Raw genomic sequence first — 17,635 nt, 5'->3', positions numbered from 1 at the left:
AGGAATCCCGGCGCCCTCCGCGCGTTCCCGCGGTCACGGCTCAGCGGTGGCCGCCGTTGCCGTTCCCGTTGCCGTTGTTGCCGCCGGCGATGCCGATGAGCCCGGTGAGGCCGCCGAACGCGCCGGCCGTCTGGCCCTGGTTCTGGCCCTGGGTCTGCCCCTGCGTCTGACCCTTGTTCTTGCCCTTGTTCGGGTCGCTCGTCGGGTCCTTCGGCAGCGCGACCGTGCTCAGGGTGCCGAAGGGCACGCCGCTCAGCGCTCCGCTCATCGCGTCCCGCCAGATCGGACCGGCCACGGTGCCACCGAAGGCCTGGCCGACCCACTGGCCGCCGATGTACTCGTCGTTGAGGGAGTCCGTCTTCACGGTGTGGCTGACCACGGTCGCTCCGGAGAGCTCGGGGGTGTAGCCGACGAACCACACCTGGGCGTGGCCCTCGGTGGTACCCGTCTTGCCCGCGCTCGGGCGGCCGTCGGTGAAGCCGGCGGGGGCGCCGGTGCCGTCCTCGACCACGCCCTTGAGCATCGAGGTGATCGAGTCGGCGGTGTTCGTGCTCATCACCTGCTGGCAGTTGGCCTGTGGGATGTCGAGCTTCTTCCGGTCCGCCGTGGTCACCGAGGTGAGCGCGATCGGGGTGCAGTACGTGCCGCGGGCCGCGAAGGTGGCGTAGACGTTGGCCATCTCCAGCGGCGTCAGGTTGTTCGTGCCCAGGGTGAGCGACTGCACCGCCTGGATCGGGTCCAGCTTGCCCTTGCCGACCGTGTACTGCGACGCCTGGGTGGTGATGCCCAGCTTGTTCATCATGTGGACGACGTTGCAGAGCCCGGCCTTGGCGGAGAGCTCGACGAAGTAGGTGTTGACGGACTGCGCCAGTGCCTTGGGCATGGCGTACGGGCCCTTGAGGCTGGTCGAGTCGTTCTGCACCGTGTCGCCGGTGTCCAGCCGGCTGCCCGAGCAGTCCGTCATCGCGGGGTAGGTCTCCTTGTACGGAGACGGCAGCACGGTGTCCATGCCGTAGCCGGCCTCGAGCGCGGCGGCCGCGGTGATCGGCTTGAAGGTCGAACCCGTCTGGAAGCCGGAGGCGCCGCCCATCAGGCGGTCGACGTTGTAGTTGAGCGTCGTGTACTGGGCCGCCGGGCTGGTGCCGTAGATGCGGCTCTCGCCCATGCCGAGGATCTTGCCGGTGCCCGGCTGCACGATGGTCATGGCTGTGGCGGCCTTGTCGCCCGGGTAGACGTGCTTGTGCGTGGACTTGTAGACCGCCTTCTGGACCTTCGGGTCCAGGGTGGTGTGGATCTGCAGGCCGCCGCGGGCCCAGAGGGCGGCGCGCTCCTCGGCGGTCTTGCCGAAGACCGGGTCTCGCTCGATCACGTGCTCGACGTAGTCGCAGAAGAACTGCTCGCCGTACTTGTCGGCGGTGATGCAGCCCTCGCGGGCCGGCTTCACCTTCAGGCCGAGGGGCTGGGCCTTGGCGGCCGCGGCCTGGGCCGCGGTGATCGTGCCGTACTCGGCCATCTTGTCGAGCACCTCGTCCCGGCGGGTCTTCGCCTTGTCCGGGGCGATCACCGGGTCGTAGGTGGTGGGCGACTGGACCAGGCCGGCCAGCATGGCGGCCTGAGGCAGCGTCAGCTGGTTGGCGTGGACGCTGAAGTAGCGCTCCGCGGCGGCCTCGATGCCGTAGGCCTTCTCGCCGAAGAAGGTGATGTTGAGGTAGTTGGCGAGGATCTGGTCCTTGCTCAGGTGCTCCTCGACGTAGATGGCGTACTTCAGCTCCTGGATCTTGCGGCCCATGGTCTGCCGCTGCGCCTCCAGGACCTTCGCCTGGTCGTCGCCCGCCTCCTCGACGAAGACGTTCTTGACGTACTGCTGGGTGAGCGTGGAGGCGCCCTGGGTGGAGCCGCCGTTGGAGTTGTGCAGCAGCGCGCGCAGGGTGCCCTTCAGGTCGATGGCGCCGTGCTGGTAGAAGCGGTTGTCCTCGATGTCGACCAGGGCCTGGCGCATGATCGGCGCGATCTGGCTCAGCGGGACGACGGTGCGGTCGCGCGAGTAGACCTTGGCGATGACGCCGCCGTTGGCGTCGTAGACGGTGGACGCCTGGCTCAGCGGGGGCTGGGTGAAGTCGCTCGGGATGTTCTTGCTGAAGTCGTCCGAGGCGGACTTGGCGCTGAGGCCGACCACGCCGACCGCGGGCAGGGCGATGCCGGCCACGAGGCCGCCGGCCAGTACGCTTGCGCCGATCAGGCGCACGCCGAGGCCGATCTGCTGGAGGGGGGAACCAGTCCGCTTCGGTGCCATGGCAGAACCTTACGTCGCGGTTCCCCGGACAAGCGGCCAGGTGTTCGCCTACCCTTGTCACAAGCTTGCGACAACTTGCTGTGCGAACTCCCCCGAACCACCTGGCGTCACCCCTGGCAGCGCCCCCACAGCTGCTGACTCCCCGTCAGCTGAGGGCATATGCCAGGTGGGCACACCACGGGTAAGAGAACCACAGGTCCCCGAAGCCTGTACAGATCTCTCACCTGCGATCACTCCAACGAGTGACGTGTCTGCCACGCATAGTCCAAATGGGCCATAAGGATTGGGCCCCAGGGGGCTGTTGCAACCGCCAGAACTTCCGTAACGTCCTCAACTGGCAGCGGCGAATATGCCGTTGCCGCCGTGGGGGAGCCTCGATTCGGGAGAGGACGGCGCCAGCATGAGCTGGGTTGAGGACTGGAGTGCGCAGGCTGCCTGCCGCACGACCGATCCGGACGAACTGTTCGTTCAGGGGGCGGCACAGAACCGCGCCAAGGCGGTCTGCACCGGATGCCCGGTGCGCACCGAGTGCCTGGCCGACGCCCTGGACAACCGCGTCGAGTTCGGCGTGTGGGGAGGGATGACCGAGCGCGAGCGCCGGGCGCTGCTGCGCCGTCGGCCCACCGTGGTGAGCTGGCGTCGGCTGCTGGAGACCGCGCGCGCGGAGTACGAGCAGTCGTACTCGCTGGGCGACCTCACCGAGGCGGACTTCGCGCAGGCCGGCTGACCGGGTCAGGCCGGCCGGGCGGAGCGGATCGGCCAACTGCCAGCGGGTGCCGCAAGCCTGACGCCACGTCGGCCAGGCGCGACGGTCGGCGGGGCTGCGGGCCCCCAGCCGAGCGCAGCGGTCAGCGGGGTCGGCGGATCAGCCGTCCTGGGCGGTGAGCCGCTCGCCGATCTCGCGCAGGCCGTCGAGGTCGTGGACGTCGCCGGGGAGCGCCGCGACCTCGGTGACCGGCACGTCGCGGTAGACCGACACGAATCGGTCCCGCATCCGCCGTTCGCGGGCGATGACCTCCATCCGTTCGGCATGCAGCCGCAGCAGCCCCGCGGCCAGCAGTTCAGCCTCCGTGGAGGCGGCGGCGCCGACGGCCGATGCTGACGTGCCGTCAGCCGGCTGGTTCGTCGCTGCCCTGACCGCCCCTGCGCCGCCTGCCGCCGCGCCGTCGGAATCCGGGGCGAGATCCAGGGTCGTGTCGACCGCGGCGTCCAGCTGCTCGGCGGCGGCCAGCGCGCGGGCCGCGGAGAGCTCGGGCGCGCCGGTGCGGTGCACCCGGTTGAGCACCAGTCCGGCCAGCGGCATGCGGTCGGCCTCCAGCCGGTCCACGAAGTAGGCGGCCTCGCGCAGCGCGTCCCGCTCCGGGGCGGCCACCACCAGGAACGCCGTGCCCGGCGCCTGGAGCAGTCGGTAGGTGCGGTCCGCGCGCTCGCGGAAGCCGCCGAACATGGAGTCCATGGCGGCCACGAAGGTGGAGACGTCCTGCAGCACGTTGGCACCGAGGACCTTGCTCAGCACACCGGTGAACATGCTCATCCCGACGTTGAAGACCTTCATCGCGCTGCGCCCGCCGACCTTGGCCGGAGCCATCAGCACCTTGATCAGGCGGCCGTCGAGGAAGGAGCCGAGCCGGTTCGGCGCGTCCAGGAAGTCCAGCGCCGACCGGCTGGGCGGGGTGTCCACGACGATCAGGTCCCAGCGGCCCGAGGACTGCAGCTGGCCCAGCTTCTCCATCGCCATGTACTCCTGTGTGCCGGCGAAGCCGGTGGAGAGCGACTGGTAGAAGGGGTTCTCCATGATCTGCCGGGCCCGCTCCGGGTCCGCGTGGTTGAGCACGACCTCGTCGAAGGTCCGCTTCATGTCCAGCATCATCGCCTGGAGTTCGCCCTCGCCGCGGGTGCCCTTGACCACGCGCGGGGTGTTGTCCAGCTCGGTCAGGCCCATGGACTGGGCCAGCCGGCGCGCCGGGTCGATGGTCAGCACGACGACCTTGCGGCCGCGTTCCGCCGCCCGCAGCCCGAGCGCCGCCGCGGTGGTGGTCTTGCCGACACCGCCGGAGCCGCAGCAGACGATGATGCGGGTCTTCCGGTCGTCGAGGAGCCGGTCCAGGTCGAGCGGCTTCGCCTCCAGCTCGCCGTGGTGCGCGCCGGTCCTGTTGCTCACGCGGCCCCCTGGGTGCGCAGTGCGGCCGCCAGGCGGTACAGGCCGCTGATGTCCACTCCGCCGGTGAGCAGCGGGAGTTCGTAGGTCGGCAGCCGCAGGCCCTGCAGGTCCACGCGCTGCTCGCGTTCGAGCACCACCCGCTCCGCGTGCTCGCGGCCCTGCGCGAGCAGCGGGGCGACCAGCTTCCGGGCGGCGGCGTCGCTGCGGCGGGTGCCGAGACCGGCCGCGACGAGCGCGGCGGCCAGTTCGCCGTCGTGGCCGCCGTCGGCCGCGAGAACTGCCGCCTCGTCAAGTACCGGCGGCCGCACCATGTTGACGAAGACGCCGCCCACGGGCAGTCCGGCCTCGCGCAGCTCGGCGACGCCGTCCACGGTCTCCTGCACCGGCATCTCCTCCAGCAGGGTGACCAGGTGGACCGCGGTCTCGGGAGAGCGGATCACCCGCATGACCGCCTGCGACTGGGTGAAGATCGGGCCGAACCGGGCCAGTCCGGCGACCTCGGTGTTGATGTTGAGGAAGCGGGTCACCCGGCCCGTCGGCGGGGCGTCCATCACCACCGCGTCGTAGACGCGCTTGCCGTCCTTGCCCCGGCGGCGGACCGCCTCGCAGGCCTTGCCGGTCAGCAGCACGTCCCGCAGGCCGGGCGCGATGGTGGTGGCGAAGTCGATGAAGCCCAGCTTGTTCAGCGCCTTTCCGGCGCGGCCGAGCTTGTAGAACATCTCCAGGTACTCGAGCAGCGCCTGCTCGATGTCGATGGCGAGCGCGTAGACCTCGCCGTGGCCGCGGCCGGACGCGATCTTGCGCTCCTCGTAGGGCAGCGGCGCCACCCGGAACAGCTCGGCGATGCCCTGCCGCTCCTCGACCTCGATCAGCAGCGTGCGCCGGCCCTCGGCGGCGAGCGCCAGGGCGAGCGCCGCGGCCACGGTGGTCTTGCCGGTGCCGCCCTTGCCGCTGACGACGTGGAGCCTGACGCCCTCCCAGTCCGGTCCCAGGGGCTCCGGTCCGTCCGCCGCCATTCGCTGCCTCCTGCCTGTGTCCTCCCTGCGAGCGTAACCAGACGGCCACGGACGCAAGGGGAGGTGTTCCGCACGGGGGGCGCGAAAGCACCCCTTTGTGTCGCACGTCACAGCGGGGGCGGCGGCTAGAGTCCCCCCATGACCAAGTGGGAATACGTCACCGTGCCGCTGCTGGTGCACGCGACCAAGCAGATCCTGGACACCTGGGGCGAGGACGGCTGGGAGCTCGTCCAGGTCGTCCCGGGGCCGAACAACCCCGAGCAGCTCGTCGCGTACCTGAAGCGGGAGAAGCAGTAGCCATGGGCAAGGTCGAGAGCCGACTGGCCGAGCTGGGCGTGTCGCTGCCGGAGGTGGTGCCGCCGCTGGCCGCCTACGTCCCGGCGGTGCGCACCGGCGAGTACGTCTACACCTCGGGTCAACTCCCGATGGTGCAGGGCACCTTGGGCGTGACCGGCAAGGTCGGCGGCGAGGTCACCGCCGACGAGGCGAAGCAGCAGGCGCGGATCTGCGCCGTCAACGCGCTCGCCGCGGTCAAGTCCGTGATCGGGGACCTGGACCGGATCGAGCAGGTGGTCAAGGTCGTCGGCTTCGTCGCCTCGGCCCCCGACTTCACCGGGCAGCCCGGCGTCGTCAACGGCGCCAGCGAGCTGCTCGGCGAGGCGCTGGGCGACGCCGGCGTGCACGCCCGCAGCGCGGTCGGTGTGGCGGTGCTGCCGCTGGACGCCCCGGTCGAGGTCGAGCTCGTGGTGCGGGTCCGCCAGGACTGAACTCCGTCCGGCGGAGCTTCCCGGGCCCGCGGGGCTGCCGGGCGGGTCTGCCGCAAGCGAGGTGACGGGCCGTACGATCCGGCTATGGCTGATGATCCGGTACGGCCCGTCCCGTCCGCGTGGGTGCGGCGCCTGGACGCCCTGGCCCGCGGCGAACTGACGCCCCCTCCGGTGCGCCGCGCCGCGACCGTCGTGCTGCTGCGCGACGCCGCCGCGCCCGGCGGGGTGGAGGCGTACCTGCTGCGCCGGGCCGCCTCGATGGCGTTCGCGGCCGGCGCCTACGCCTTCCCCGGCGGCTCGGTGGACCCCAGGGACGCCGAGGCCGCGCCCCGCTGGGCCGGGCCGTCCCCGGAGGAGTGGGGCGAGCGGCTGGGCGTCCCGGCGGAGGACGCTCGCGCGGTGGTCTGCGCGGCGGTCCGGGAGACCTTCGAGGAGTGCGGCGTGCTGCTGGCCGGACCTGACGCCGCGTCGGTCGTCGCGGACGTCAGCGGGCCGGACTGGGCGGCGGCGCGGGCCGCGCTGGAGGCCCGGGAGCTGAGCTTCGGCGAGTTCCTGGCCCGGGAGGGACTGGTGCTGCGCAGCGACCTGCTGGGGGCCTGGTCCCGGTGGATCACCCCGGAGTGGCAGGACCGCCGCTTCGACACCTGGTTCTTCGTCGCGGCCCTGCCCGAGGGCCAACGGGCCGCGGAGACGGTCGGCGAGGCCGATCGCGTGGAGTGGCTGCCGCCGCAGGCGGCGGTGGCGGCGTACGAGAGCGGTGAGTTCAGCATGCTGCCGCCGACGGCGGCGACGCTGCGCGAGCTCACCCCCTGCGGCTCGGTGGCCGAGGCCGTGACGCTGGCCGGGAAGCGCGCCGTGCGGCCGGTGCAGGGGGTGGCCGAGGCGCTGCCCGGCGCGGGCGGGTACCGGCTGACGTGGCCCGGGTACCCGGAGTTCACCATGGAGGGCAGTCGGGGAGCGGGCCGGGACGGGGGCAGCGCGTGATCGCCGGACGGCACACCGAACGGGCGGTCTGCGTGCTCGCCCCGAACCCCTCGCCGATGACCCTGGACGGCACCAACACCTGGGTCCTGGCGGAGCCGGGCGCGGACGCGGTGGTCGTCGTGGACCCCGGGCCGCTGGACGAGTCCCATCTGCGGGCGGTGCGGGCGGAGGTGGGCGAACGCCGCGTCGCCGCCACGCTGCTGACGCACGGTCATGCGGACCACTCGGAGGGGGCGCGCCGCTTCGCGGAGTTGACGGGCAGTGAGGTGCGGGCGCTGGACCCGGCGTTCCGGCTCGGCGCGGAGGGGCTGAGCGGCGGCGAAGTCGTCGAGGCGGACGGCCTGGAGCTCCGCGTGCTCGCCACGCCTGGCCACACCAGCGACTCGCTCTCCTTCTGGATCCCCGCGGACGGCGCGGTGCTGACCGGGGACACGGTGCTGGGCCGTGGCACGACGATGGTCGCCTACCCGGACGGCCGCCTGGGGGACTACCTGGACTCGCTGCGGGAGCTGCGCGCGCTCGCCTCGGAGCACGGCGTCGGCACGGTGCTGCCCGGGCACGGGCCGGTGCTGAACGACGCGCTGCACGTGGTGGAGTTCTACCTCGCCCATCGGGCGAGCCGCCTGGCCCAGGTGGAGACGGCGGTGGAGGCAGGCCACCGCACCCCGGCGGAGGTGGTGGCCCATGTGTACGCGGACGTGGACCGCGCCCTGTGGCCTGCGGCGGAGCTGTCCGTGCGGGCCCAGTTGGACTACCTGGCCGAGCACGGGCTGATCTAGTCGCCCTTCAGGGGCGCGCGGAATCCCCCAGACCGGCCCACCACCCGGGGAGGGCCGACCGCATCTGCGGGACGAACCTCCCCCACCCTTCGGACGGGAGGTGCCCCCAGCCCGCGACCGGCCCACCACCCGGGGAGGGCCGACCGCATCTGCGGGACGAACCTCCCCCACCCTTCGGACGGGAGGTGCCCCCAGCCCGCGACCGGCCCACCACCCGGGGAGGGCCGACCGCATCTGCGGGACCAACCTGCGTGGGTGGTGGGCCGGTCGCGCAGTTTCTCGCGCCCCTAACGGCTCCTGACGGGGCCCCGGGGGCCCGCGTCAGCGGGAGCGGCGGGCGAGGCGTTCGACGTCGAGGAGGATGACGGCGCGAGCCTCCAAGCGGAGCCACCCGCGCTGGGCGAAGTCGGCCAGGGCCTTGTTGACGGTCTCGCGGGACGCGCCGACCAGCTGGGCCAGCTCCTCCTGGGTGAGGTCGTGCACCACGTGGATGCCCTCGTCCGAGGGCACGCCGAAGCGGCGGGACAGGTCCAGCAGCGCCTTGGCCACGCGGCCAGGGACGTCGGAGAAGACCAGGTCCGACATGACGTCGTTGGTGCGGCGCAGGCGGCGGGCGATGGCCCGGAGCAGGGCCATGGCCACCTCGGGGCGGGTGGTCAGCCACGGCTGGAGGTCGCCGTGGCCCAGGCCGAGCAGCTTGACCTCGGTGAGCGCGGAGGCGGTGGCCGTGCGCGGGCCCGGGTCGAAGAGGGAGAGCTCGCCGATCATCTCGCCGGGGCCGACCACGGCGAGCATGTTCTCGCGCCCGTCCGCCGAGGTGCGGTGGAGCTTCACCTTGCCCTCGACGACGACGTACAGCCGGTCGCCCGGGTCGCCCTCGTGGAACAGGGACTCGCCGCGGGCGAGGGTCACCTCGGTCATGGAGGCGCGGAGCTCCGCCGCCTGCTCGTCGTCCAGCGCGGTGAAGAGCGGGGCGCGCCGCAGAACGTCGTCCACTCGGTCCTCCTAGTCGGCCGTGCACGCTCGGGGTGTGACCCCCATCATGCCTGACCGGGAAACAGTGCGATCAATCACACCAAGTGTGTCTTATGACGCTCCGGAAGACGCAGCCGGGTGTGTAGCAGGGGTGCAACAGCCACCCGGCCGCGTCAGCTGACGGACCCTCAGGCCGAGACCGAGGCGGCCAGCGCCTGGGGCTGCGGCTCCGTCCCCGCCTCCGTCCCGACCAGGGCCCGGGTCCGGTCGGCGGCGGTGCGGCGGCGGGACTTGAGCACGATCACCAGCGCGGCGGTCAGCACCGTGCCGCCCGCGATGGCGAGCAGGTACAGGAACGGCCTGCCGATCAGCGGCAGCACCCAGATGCCGCCGTGCGGGGCGCGCAGCGTGGAGCCGAAGGCCATCGAGAGCCCACCGGTCACCGCGGAGCCGAGCATCGCGGACGGGATCACGCGCAGGGGGTCGGCGGCGGCGAAGGGGATGGCGCCCTCGGTGATGAAGGAGGCGCCGAGCACCCAGGCGGCCTTGCCGTTCTCCCGCTCCTCCTTGGTGAACAGCCTTCCGCGGACGGTCGTGGCCAGGGCCATCGCCAGCGGCGGGACCATGCCCGCGGCCATCACCGCGGCCATCACCTTGAGGCTGCCCGCGTCCGGGGTGGAGCCGGCGGTGGTGAGCGCGCCGGCGGCGAAGGTGTAGGCGACCTTGTTCAGCGGACCGCCCATGTCGAAGGCCATCATGGCCCCGAGCAGGGCGCCGAGCAGGATCGCGTTGGTCCCGGACAGGCTGTTGAGCCAGTCGGTCAGCCCGCGCATCGCGCTGGCGATGGGGGAGCCCAGGACGACGAACATCGCGAAGCCGACGATCGCCGAGGAGATCAGCGGGATCACCACCACCGGCATGATCCCGGCCACCGCCTGCGGGACCTTCCAGCTCGTCATCCACTTCACCAGGAAGCCGGCCAGCAGACCGGTGACGATGCCGCCGAGGAATCCGGCGCCGACGGTGACGCTGATGGCGCCGCCGACGATGCCGGCCGCGAGGGCGGCCCGGTCGGCGATGGCCCAGGCGATGTAGCCGGAGAGGATCGGGACGAGGAAGCCGAAGGCGGCGGCGCCGGTCTGGAACAGCAGCGCGGCCCAGCTGAGGTGGGAGGTCCAGTCGAAGTGGCCGACGACGGAGGGGGCGGAAGAGATCTTGTATCCGCCGAGGGCGAAGCCGAGCGCGATCAGCAGGCCGCCGGCGGCGACGAACGGGATCATGTAGCTGACGCCGGTCATCAGGTAGGCGCGCAGCCGCTTGGCCCAGTGCTCCTCGCCGGCGGGGACGGTAGCGGCCCGGGCGGGGGCGGCGGGGGACGACGGGCCGGCCTCGGCGGCGAGTGCGGCGGCCTGGGCGACCAGTTCGTCCGCCCGGTTCACGCCCGCCTTCACGCCGACGTCGACGGTCGGCTTCCCGGCGAACCGGGCCTTGTCCCTGACCTCCACGTCGTGGGCGAGGATCACGGCGTCGGCGGCGTCGATGAGCTCCTGCGGCAGCGGCGTGGATCCGGCGGAGCCCTGGGTCTCCACATGGATCTCCGCGCCCGCGCGGGCCGCGGCGTTCTCGAGCGCCTTGGCGGCCATGTAGGTGTGCGCGATCCCGGTCGGACAGGACGTCACCGCGACGAGGCGGAGCTTCGCCCCGGCCGTGCCCGACGCGTCCGCGCGGCTCCCGGTGGGGGAGGCGGCGGTTGACGCCACGTCAGCGGAGGTCGTCGCGGCCTGCGCCGGGGACTCGGCCGCGGGCTCCTCGGGGGCGATCAGGTCGGCGACCGCCGTCGGGTCGGTGGCGCCGCGGAGCGCGGCGGTGAAGTCCGGGTCCATCAGCCGCCGGGCGAGGGAGGCGAGGATCTGCAGGTGGGTGTCGTCCGCTCCGTCCGGGGCGGCGATCATGAAGACCAGATCGGCCGGACGGCCGTCGGGGGCGTCGAAGTCGAGGCCCTGCCTGCTGCGGCCGAAGGCGACGGAGGGGGCGGTGACGTGGGACGAGCGGCAGTGGGGGATGCCGATGCCGTCGCCCAGGCCGGTCGGGGCCTGGGCCTCGCGGGCGGCGATGTCGGCGACGAAGCCGTCCAGGTCGGTGACCCGGCCCTCGGCCACGAGGCGCTGGGCCAGGGCACGGATGGCTTCGTCCTTGGCGGCGGGAGCCAGGTAGAGGTCGACCAGTGCCGGGGTGGTGAGTCTGGGGCTCTGACGGTCAGTCATGGTGTCGTCCGTCCTTCGGCATTGAAGTGGGGGGCGGAGGTCAGTCCGTGAGGACGCGGTCGAGGGGGAGGTCGGCGGTGACGGTGACGGCCGCCGGGTCGAGGTCGGCCGGGGTGGGCATGGCGCTGCCGGGCAGCTGGACCGCGGCCGCTCCGTGCGCGAGGGCCGAGGCGAGCGCCTCGGGCCCGCTGCCGCCCGCGGCCAGGAAGCCGGCCAGGGAGGCGTCGCCCGCCCCGACGTCGCTGCGGACCTCGGCGACGGGGGCGGTCCCGAACCAGGCGCCCTCCTCGGCGACCAGCAGCATCCCGTCGCCGCCGAGGCTGGCCAGCACCTGGCCCGCGCCGCGCTTGCGGAGCTCGCCGGCGGCGTCGAACACGTCGCCCACGGTGGCGAGTCGACGGCCGACCGCCTCGGCGAGCTCGTCCCGGTTGGGCTTGACGACGTCGGGCCGGGCGGCGAGCGCGGCCAGCAGCGCCGGTCCGGAGGTGTCCAGGGCGATGCGGGCGCCGCCGGAGTGCACCTGGCCCACCAGCTCGGCGTACCACTCGGGCGCCAGGCCGCGCGGCAGGCTGCCGCAGCAGGCCAGCCACTGGACGTCCGGGCCGGTGAAGTCACGGCGGACGACGGCCAGCAGCGCGGCCGACTCGGCCTCGCTCAGCTCCGGTCCGGCCGCGTTGACCTTGGTCAGCCCTTCGGGGCTGACGACGGACACGTTGATCCGGGTCTCGCCCCGCACCGGGACGGTGGCCACCTCGATGCCCTGACGCAGCAGCAGGTCCGAGAGCAGCAGCCCGGAAAAGCCACCCAGCGGCAGGACCGCCGTGGTGCGCACGCCCGCGGCGGTCAGCGCGCGGGAGACGTTGACGCCCTTGCCGCCTGGGTCCACCCGGTCGCTGGTGGCCCGGTTGACGCCGCCCAGCTCCAGGGCGTCCAGCTGGTAGGTGCGGTCCAGGCTGGGATTGGGGGTGATGGTGACGATCATGCGCGGATCACGTCCGTTCCCTGGCGCTCGATCTCGGCGGCCGCCTCGTCGTCCAGCCCGGTGTCGGTGACCAGGACGTCGATCTGCCGCAGCTCGCCGAAGCGGGCGAAGTGACGGGCCCCGAACTTCGCCGAGTCGGCGACCAGCACGACCCGCTCCGCGTTCTCCAGCATCGCGCGCTTGACCGCGGCCTCGGCGAGGTCGGGGGTGGTCAGGCCGCTCTCCGGGGAGAAGCCGTTGGTGGCGATCACGGCCACGTCCGCGTGGACCTCGCCGAGGGCGCGCAGCGCCCAGGCGTCCACGGCGGCGTGGGTGCGGTGCCGAAGCCGGCCGCCGACCAGGTGCAGCTGGAGGTGCGGGTGGTCCACCAGCCGGGCGGCGATGGGCAGGGCGTGGGTGACCACGGTGAGCTCGGAGTCGGCGGGCAGCAGGGCGGCCAGGCGCGAGGTGGTCGTCCCGGCGTCCAGGAGCACGCTGCCCTGCCGGGGGAGCAGGGGCAGGGCGGCGCGGGCGATGCGCTCCTTCTCGTCCGCGGCCGTGGAGTCCCGTTCGGCCAGCCCGGGCTCGAGCTGCAGCGACCCCGCGGGCAGCGCTCCCCCGTGCACCCGGTGCAGCAGGCCCGCCTTGTCCAGTGCGCTCAGGTCGCGGCGGATCGTCTCCTGGGTGACGCCGAAGTCCTCCGCGAGGGAGGGCACGTCGACCCGGCCGCGCTGCTGCGCGAGGAGCAGGATCTGCTGCTGGCGCTCGGGGGCGTACATCTGTGATCGTGTCCGTTTCGTCTGTGTTCCCGTCCGGTTAATCGGGAGCGTACCCCCGTTTCTGTTGACTTGGTAGAGGGGATGGACGTAAAACCAACGAAACACAGATTCTGCGGAAGCAAACGGAAAGGATGCCGAGATGGCTCAGCTGACAGCGGTGGTGGGCGCGGCGAGCGGCCTGCACGCGCGTCCCGCGTCCCAGTTCGTCCAGGCGGCGGCGCAGCAGGGTGTGAAGGTGACCGTCGGGCGCGCCGGCCAGCCGGCGGTGGACGCGCGCAGTCTGCTCTCGGTGCTCGCGTTGGGCGCGGGCCACGGCGAGGCGCTCGAACTCTCCGCCGAGGGCGACGGCGCGGAGGCGGCGCTGCAGGCGCTGGCGGAGGTGCTGGCCTCGGCGGAATGACCCGCAGGCGGCGGCACGGTCGGGCGGCCCGCGGCCCCCGAGCGGCCGTTCCGCTCAGGGGCCGCGGTCTGGCGGTGCGTCAGACGCAGCGCGGGGCGCGGGCGGAGTGGACCGCCGCGATCTTCTGCGTGGTCCAGAAGTAGTCCGGGTCACCGGAGCCCGGGTAGTAGCCGAAGCCCAGGAAAGCGTCGCTGCCCGTCCGGAAGCCGGCTCCGAGCGTGAGCCGGGCGGTCAGCGTCCGGTTCCAGGCCGGACCGGTCGCCCAGTGCGCGACGTCCACGGTGAGCTGGTTGACCCCGGCGGCGCCGAGGCCGACCCGGTGCCACTTGTGCCCGTGCGGGTCGTAGACCTCGAGCTCGGCGTCACAGGCGCGCGGGCCGCTCATGCTGCCGTACTTCTGTCCCTGCCACAGGAAGAAGCTCGCCTTGTCCAGGTGCCAGTTCGCGTGGTTGTCGGACGAGATCCGGATCTGGAACTGGTGGTGGCGTCCGTCCGCGGGGACCTTGGCGGCCAGTCCCTTGATCGCGGTGTGCAGCCCCCACGGCGCGACGCTCTCGTCCGCGCGGGCGGTGAAGTTGCCGCCCTGGCCGGACGAGCCCTGCTTCGGGGTCAGGTAGGCGGTGAAGTTCGCCGGGAAGGGCGAGGTCTCCCGACGGCTGGGCAGGCGGCGGGCGCGGACCTGGAAGGTGCGCACGCTGTGCGGGGCCAGACGCAGGGCCTTCCCGGTGAAGTCCCAGGAGGCGAGGTAGAAGGGGAAGCGGCGCGGGTTGCTGCTCATCTGGTACCAGTGCACCGGTGCGGCGTGCCACGCCCCGGTGGTGCCGGCGCGCACCTGGAACTGGAACTGCGCCGGGTCGTCCACGCCGAACATGTTGAACAGCAGGTGGTCGGTGGCATCGGTGGCTGCGTTCGGGTTCTTCGCCTGGAGCGTCCATACGCCCCACGCGCCGCCCACGCTGAGGCCGTGGGGACCGTTGAGCGAGACGTACTTGCCGTAGTCCTGGTACGGGACGTCCGCGTGCGCGGCACCCCCGAGGGCGACGAGTCCGAGAGCGGCGGCCGTGCCGACGGCAGCCAGTCGCTGCATGAGCTTCATCAGGTGGGTCCTAGGTCAGGAATGGGGCGGATGCGGCCGTATCGGCGCAGCTCCCGGCCCCCCGACGGCCCGTCGACCCGCCCGGGACAGCGGGAACCTAGCAGCCGCACAGGTCCTGACGGCAGATCATTTACCTGATGCTTGACCTGACGGCCCGTCCGCCGGCAGCGCGGGCCTGGACGGCGAGGGCGACGAGTTCGCCCCACCACGGTTCGCGGCCCTGCGTCAGCAGGCGCTGCGCCTCGGTGGGACGGACGGCGCGGACCTCGACGACCGCCTCGCCGTCGTCCGGGTTGGTCGGCGCGGAGTCGATCGCGACGTCCGCCCAGCCCCACAGCCAGGCCTTCTCCGGATGCGGCTGCCACGGGCGGTACGGCTTGGGGTGGTCCGTGACGCAGCGGTGCGCGCCGATCCAGACCGGCGCGCCGAGTATCCGGGCGCCGGCCTCCTCGCGCAGTTCGCGTGCCACGCAGTCGAGCACGCTCTCGTCGCGCTCGCGGGTCCCGCCCGGCAGGAACCAGTGGTCGCGGGCGTCGCGGCAGAGCACGATCGCGCCCTCGGCGTCGAAGCCGACCAGGTGGATGTTGGTGACCAGCTCCTCCGGCGGCAGCTCCCCCGAGAACTGGGCGTCCATCCCGCCCCAGGCCCAGCGCTGCGGGGCGTGCAGCAGCGGGTAACGCTTCGTCAACTCGGCACGGGCGGCGGCATCCCAGAGGTCGGCGATCACCGGGGTGATGATAGTGCGTGCAGGGGGCACCCGAGGAAGGAGCGAAGATGCTGTTCGGCGAGGAGCACGTGCGCCGCTATGTCGAGACCGACGGGGCCGAGGGCCACGCCTGGCAGGGGACGACGGTCCTCATCCTGACCACCACCGGGCGGAAGAGCGGCGAGCCGCGCAGCACCCCGCTCATCTACCAGCGCCACGGGGACGACCTGCTCGTCGTCGCCTCCAAGGGCGGCGCGGACGCCCCGCCGCAGTGGTACCTCAACCTGCAGGCGCACCCGGAGGTCCAGGTGCAGGTCCTCGGCGAGCGCTTCACCGCCCGCGCCCGCACGGCCGAACCCGCCGAGAAGGCCGAACTCTGGCCGATCATGACGGCGACCTGGCCCGCCTACGACAGCTACCAGCAGAAGACCGAACGGGACATCCCCGTCGTCGTGCTGACCCCGGTGCGGTGAGCGGCGGGCAGGAGGACCGGCGGCCGTCGGATGAACGCCGCGCGAACGGGGTGAACCCGCGCGGGGGAGGGGCTGGACCGGACCGGTCGACGCGGTGAATTCCTGTGCGGAACAGGGCACTCGGGGCAGGGGGCCGCGGTCGCCGCGGTTAGCTTGGGCGGCTGTGAGCACCGCAGTCCTCCCCACCTCCCGACCCGCCGGACCGGCGGCCGAGCCGTCGTCCGGCCGGGTCGCCCGCACCACGACCCGGCTGGTCCGGCGCTGGGCGCCGAGCGCGGGCGAGGGCGTCCTGGCCCTCGCCCTCACGGTGGTCCTCACCGCGCTGGCGGCCCGCATCCACGGCAATCCCCTGCACAAGGCCGCGCAAGTCAGCGCCCTCAGCAGGATGCAACTGCTGGTCAGTGGCACGGCGGTGGTGGTGGTCGGGGTGCTCGGCCGGTACGCGGTCCGCGGCTCGGGCCGCCGCTGGGACCTGCTGCTGCGGCTGGGGGCCGCGGCGGTCGTCGGCGTGACCGGCGGATTCCTCGGCGGAGCCGAGGCCTGGGCGCTGCACGGCACCCCGTGGCCGATCAACGGCGAGACCGGGGACAACGGCCGGATGATCCGCTGGGCCCAACAGGTCCAGGCGCACGGCACGTTCGACAACATCTACCCGCCCGGCATGCCGCACATCGGCGCGTTCGTCGCCGAGCACTTCACGCACGGGAACGTGCCGGAGGCGTTCAAGCCCATCTACATCTTCTGCCTGGCGTTCACCCCGGTCCTGGTGTTCCTGTTCTGGCGGATGCTGGTGGCGCCGCTGCCCGCGGCCGCGATCGCCGTCCTCGGCGCGCTGACCTCGCCCATGGCCACCAAACCGTACTCGCCGCTGGTCGCCATGCTGCTGGTGCCGGTGGTGGCCAAGCTGGCGCAGTGGCTGCGCAGTTCCCCCGGCGTCACGCCGGCCCGTGCCGCGCTGCGGGGACTGTGGCTGGGGCTGCTGTGCGGCGGGCTCTTCCTCGTCTACTCGGGCTGGCACGTCTTCACCTTCCCGGCGATCGCCGCGCTGCTGCTCGCCCTGTTCCCGTGGCGGTCCGGCTGGGCGGGACGGCTGCGCGGGCTGGCGCTGGCGGCGTCCTTCGGCGCGGGCTTCCTGGCCCTCGCGGCCGGCTACCTGTGGCAGATGCTGGGGGCGACGGGCACCCGGGACCTGCTCTGCAACTCGTACACGCTGGCGGACCCGGCCTCGACGACGGTCTCGCTGACCCTGGTGGCCGACCCGTGGCCGGTGCTGCTGCTCGGCGCGGGCCTCGCGGTGTGGCTGGGGCTGCGCAGGTCGACGGTGCTGGCCGTGCTGTTCTGCACGGCCGGCGTCTGGCTGATGCGCTTCTACCTGGCGTCGCGGATGGCCGCGGACCAGAACGTGCGCCTGTTCCCGCACACGGCGATCGAGCTGCGGTACCTGTTCATCGTGCTGCTGGTGCTCGGACTCGCGCTCGGGGCAGGCACGTTGGCCCGCGCGCTGGCGGTGTCGGGCACGGCCTTCGCCCGGCAGGGCGCGGTGGCGGTGCTGCTGGCGCTGTTCGTCGTGGCCGGTGTGGGCGGCTCGGCGGCGGCGCAGGGCATCCTGCCCACGGCACCGTCGCTGCGGCAGTCGGGGACGGCGACGTGGGACGCGCATCAGCTGCGCGACCAGGACACCGGCCACTGTCCCCGGTACGCCGTGGGCGGGACCTGCCGGACGATGCCGGCGCTGGCGCCGGACGACGGCACGGTCACCCAGACGGGACCGCTGCCGTGCCCGGCGTTCGGCTTCAAGGACGGCCGCCGCCTGGACGCTCCGCCGCGGTAGCCCCCTGGGCCGAAGGCCCCTCAGGGGCGCGAGGAATCCCCCACCCTCCCCCAGCCTTCGGCCGGGGGTGCCCCCACGGCGGGAGGTGCCCCCAGCGCGGGCAAGCCACCACTCACGGAGGTTCGACTCGCAGTCGGGGCCGGACCTCCC

Annotated in this window: 17 protein-coding genes; 8 read left to right on the top strand and 9 right to left on the bottom strand. The window is 72.9% G+C overall.

Annotated features, from left to right (window positions below):
- Positions 1-40 precede the first annotated feature (40 nt).
- Complete coding sequence (locus ACFP3V_RS13630; protein WP_380583247.1) at positions 41-2,293, bottom strand: transglycosylase domain-containing protein; 2,253 nt, start codon at positions 2,291-2,293, stop codon at positions 41-43.
- Positions 2,294-2,693: 400 nt separating this feature from the next.
- Here ACFP3V_RS13630 and ACFP3V_RS13625 point away from each other — a divergent pair, with 400 nt between their 5' ends.
- Positions 2,694-3,020: a WhiB family transcriptional regulator gene (locus ACFP3V_RS13625; protein ID WP_380583246.1), complete on the top strand. Its 327-nt coding sequence runs from the start codon at positions 2,694-2,696 to the stop codon at positions 3,018-3,020.
- 138 nt (positions 3,021-3,158) lie between these two features.
- Here ACFP3V_RS13625 and bagB read toward each other — a convergent pair whose 3' ends face one another.
- Complete coding sequence (gene bagB, locus ACFP3V_RS13620; RefSeq protein ID WP_380583245.1) at positions 3,159-4,454, bottom strand: ATPase BagB; 1,296 nt, start codon at positions 4,452-4,454, stop codon at positions 3,159-3,161.
- On the bottom strand, positions 4,451-5,470 hold the full coding sequence (bagA, locus tag ACFP3V_RS13615) for an ATPase BagA (RefSeq protein ID WP_380583244.1): 1,020 nt from the start codon (positions 5,468-5,470) through the stop codon (positions 4,451-4,453). The genes bagB and bagA overlap by 4 nt, the downstream gene beginning before the upstream one ends.
- 138 nt (positions 5,471-5,608) lie before the next feature.
- Between bagA and ACFP3V_RS13610 the strand changes: the two genes are divergently transcribed.
- The 4 genes from ACFP3V_RS13610 to ACFP3V_RS13595 all read left to right on the top strand — a co-directional run bounded on the left by ACFP3V_RS13610 (position 5,609) and on the right by ACFP3V_RS13595 (position 8,000).
- Complete coding sequence (locus ACFP3V_RS13610; RefSeq protein ID WP_143094391.1) at positions 5,609-5,767, top strand: DUF4177 domain-containing protein; 159 nt, start codon at positions 5,609-5,611, stop codon at positions 5,765-5,767.
- A 2-nt stretch (positions 5,768-5,769) separates the two neighbouring features.
- On the top strand, positions 5,770-6,237 hold the full coding sequence (locus ACFP3V_RS13605; protein ID WP_380583243.1) for a RidA family protein: 468 nt from the start codon (positions 5,770-5,772) through the stop codon (positions 6,235-6,237).
- Positions 6,238-6,321: 84 nt separating this feature from the next.
- The gene (locus tag ACFP3V_RS13600; RefSeq protein ID WP_380583242.1) at positions 6,322-7,221 is read left to right on the top strand and encodes an NUDIX hydrolase; all 900 of its coding nucleotides are present in this window, start codon (positions 6,322-6,324) and stop codon (positions 7,219-7,221) included.
- Positions 7,222-7,277: 56 nt separating this feature from the next.
- Positions 7,278-8,000, top strand: a complete 723-nt coding sequence (locus tag ACFP3V_RS13595) for an MBL fold metallo-hydrolase (protein WP_380583255.1) — start codon at positions 7,278-7,280, stop codon at positions 7,998-8,000.
- Between the two features lie 321 nt (positions 8,001-8,321).
- Here ACFP3V_RS13595 and ACFP3V_RS13590 read toward each other — a convergent pair whose 3' ends face one another.
- From ACFP3V_RS13590 to ACFP3V_RS13575, 4 genes are all read right to left on the bottom strand, one after another.
- Positions 8,322-8,996 carry a Crp/Fnr family transcriptional regulator gene (locus ACFP3V_RS13590; RefSeq protein ID WP_380583241.1) on the bottom strand — a complete coding sequence of 225 codons (675 nt, stop codon included), beginning with the start codon at positions 8,994-8,996 and terminating at the stop codon, positions 8,322-8,324.
- Positions 8,997-9,163: 167 nt separating this feature from the next.
- A complete protein-coding gene (locus ACFP3V_RS13585) occupies positions 9,164-11,239 on the bottom strand; it encodes a PTS fructose transporter subunit IIABC (protein ID WP_380583240.1) in 2,076 nt (691 codons plus the stop codon).
- A gap of 40 nt (positions 11,240-11,279) precedes the next feature.
- Entirely contained in the window at positions 11,280-12,221 is a 942-nt protein-coding gene (pfkB, locus tag ACFP3V_RS13580) for a 1-phosphofructokinase (protein WP_380583239.1), read from the bottom strand.
- On the bottom strand, positions 12,218-12,979 hold the full coding sequence (locus tag ACFP3V_RS13575; RefSeq protein ID WP_380583238.1) for a DeoR/GlpR family DNA-binding transcription regulator: 762 nt from the start codon (positions 12,977-12,979) through the stop codon (positions 12,218-12,220). The genes pfkB and ACFP3V_RS13575 overlap by 4 nt, the downstream gene beginning before the upstream one ends.
- Positions 12,980-13,118: 139 nt before the next feature.
- Between ACFP3V_RS13575 and ACFP3V_RS13570 the strand changes: the two genes are divergently transcribed.
- Complete coding sequence (locus tag ACFP3V_RS13570; RefSeq protein WP_380583237.1) at positions 13,119-13,379, top strand: HPr family phosphocarrier protein; 261 nt, start codon at positions 13,119-13,121, stop codon at positions 13,377-13,379.
- Between the two features lie 79 nt (positions 13,380-13,458).
- On the opposite strand, the gene ACFP3V_RS13565 is transcribed toward ACFP3V_RS13570, so the two are convergent.
- Positions 13,459-14,475 (bottom strand): hypothetical protein, encoded by a 1,017-nt coding sequence (locus ACFP3V_RS13565; protein ID WP_380583236.1) that lies wholly within the window; start codon positions 14,473-14,475, stop codon positions 13,459-13,461.
- Positions 14,476-14,605: 130 nt separating this feature from the next.
- Positions 14,606-15,202: an NUDIX hydrolase gene (locus tag ACFP3V_RS13560; protein WP_380583235.1), complete on the bottom strand. Its 597-nt coding sequence runs from the start codon at positions 15,200-15,202 to the stop codon at positions 14,606-14,608.
- 47 nt (positions 15,203-15,249) lie between these two features.
- On the opposite strand from ACFP3V_RS13560, the gene ACFP3V_RS13555 reads away from it, so the two are divergent.
- Positions 15,250-15,654, top strand: coding sequence for a nitroreductase family deazaflavin-dependent oxidoreductase (locus tag ACFP3V_RS13555; protein WP_380583234.1), 405 nt, complete (start codon positions 15,250-15,252; stop codon positions 15,652-15,654).
- Positions 15,655-15,817: 163 nt separating this feature from the next.
- Positions 15,818-17,485, top strand: coding sequence for a hypothetical protein (locus ACFP3V_RS13550; protein WP_380583233.1), 1,668 nt, complete (start codon positions 15,818-15,820; stop codon positions 17,483-17,485).
- Positions 17,486-17,635: the final 150 nt, after the last annotated feature.

It is taken from the genome of Streptacidiphilus monticola (genome assembly GCF_042658505.1).
Classification (GTDB): Bacteria; Actinomycetota; Actinomycetes; order Streptomycetales; family Streptomycetaceae; genus Streptacidiphilus; species Streptacidiphilus monticola.
Note: the sequence above shows the minus strand (reverse complement) of the source record. Positions and strands in the feature narration are given on the sequence as shown.

Excerpts from the sequence above, each read along its gene's own strand:
- ACFP3V_RS13630 (WP_380583247.1), bottom strand. The coding sequence starts at position 2,293 with ATGGCACCGAAGCGGACTGGTTCCCCCCTCCAGCAGATCGGCCTCGGC.
- ACFP3V_RS13625 (WP_380583246.1), top strand. The coding sequence starts at position 2,694 with ATGAGCTGGGTTGAGGACTGGAGTGCGCAGGCTGCCTGCCGCACGACC.
- bagA (WP_380583244.1), bottom strand. The coding sequence starts at position 5,470 with ATGGCGGCGGACGGACCGGAGCCCCTGGGACCGGACTGGGAGGGCGTC.
- ACFP3V_RS13610 (WP_143094391.1), top strand. The coding sequence starts at position 5,609 with ATGACCAAGTGGGAATACGTCACCGTGCCGCTGCTGGTGCACGCGACC.
- ACFP3V_RS13605 (WP_380583243.1), top strand. The coding sequence starts at position 5,770 with ATGGGCAAGGTCGAGAGCCGACTGGCCGAGCTGGGCGTGTCGCTGCCG.
- ACFP3V_RS13600 (WP_380583242.1), top strand. The coding sequence starts at position 6,322 with ATGGCTGATGATCCGGTACGGCCCGTCCCGTCCGCGTGGGTGCGGCGC.
- ACFP3V_RS13595 (WP_380583255.1), top strand. The coding sequence starts at position 7,278 with ATGACCCTGGACGGCACCAACACCTGGGTCCTGGCGGAGCCGGGCGCG.
- ACFP3V_RS13585 (WP_380583240.1), bottom strand. The coding sequence starts at position 11,239 with ATGACTGACCGTCAGAGCCCCAGACTCACCACCCCGGCACTGGTCGAC.
- pfkB (WP_380583239.1), bottom strand. The coding sequence starts at position 12,221 with ATGATCGTCACCATCACCCCCAATCCCAGCCTGGACCGCACCTACCAG.
- ACFP3V_RS13575 (WP_380583238.1), bottom strand. The coding sequence starts at position 12,979 with ATGTACGCCCCCGAGCGCCAGCAGCAGATCCTGCTCCTCGCGCAGCAG.
- ACFP3V_RS13570 (WP_380583237.1), top strand. The coding sequence starts at position 13,119 with ATGGCTCAGCTGACAGCGGTGGTGGGCGCGGCGAGCGGCCTGCACGCG.
- ACFP3V_RS13565 (WP_380583236.1), bottom strand. The coding sequence starts at position 14,475 with ATGAAGCTCATGCAGCGACTGGCTGCCGTCGGCACGGCCGCCGCTCTC.
- ACFP3V_RS13555 (WP_380583234.1), top strand. The coding sequence starts at position 15,250 with ATGCTGTTCGGCGAGGAGCACGTGCGCCGCTATGTCGAGACCGACGGG.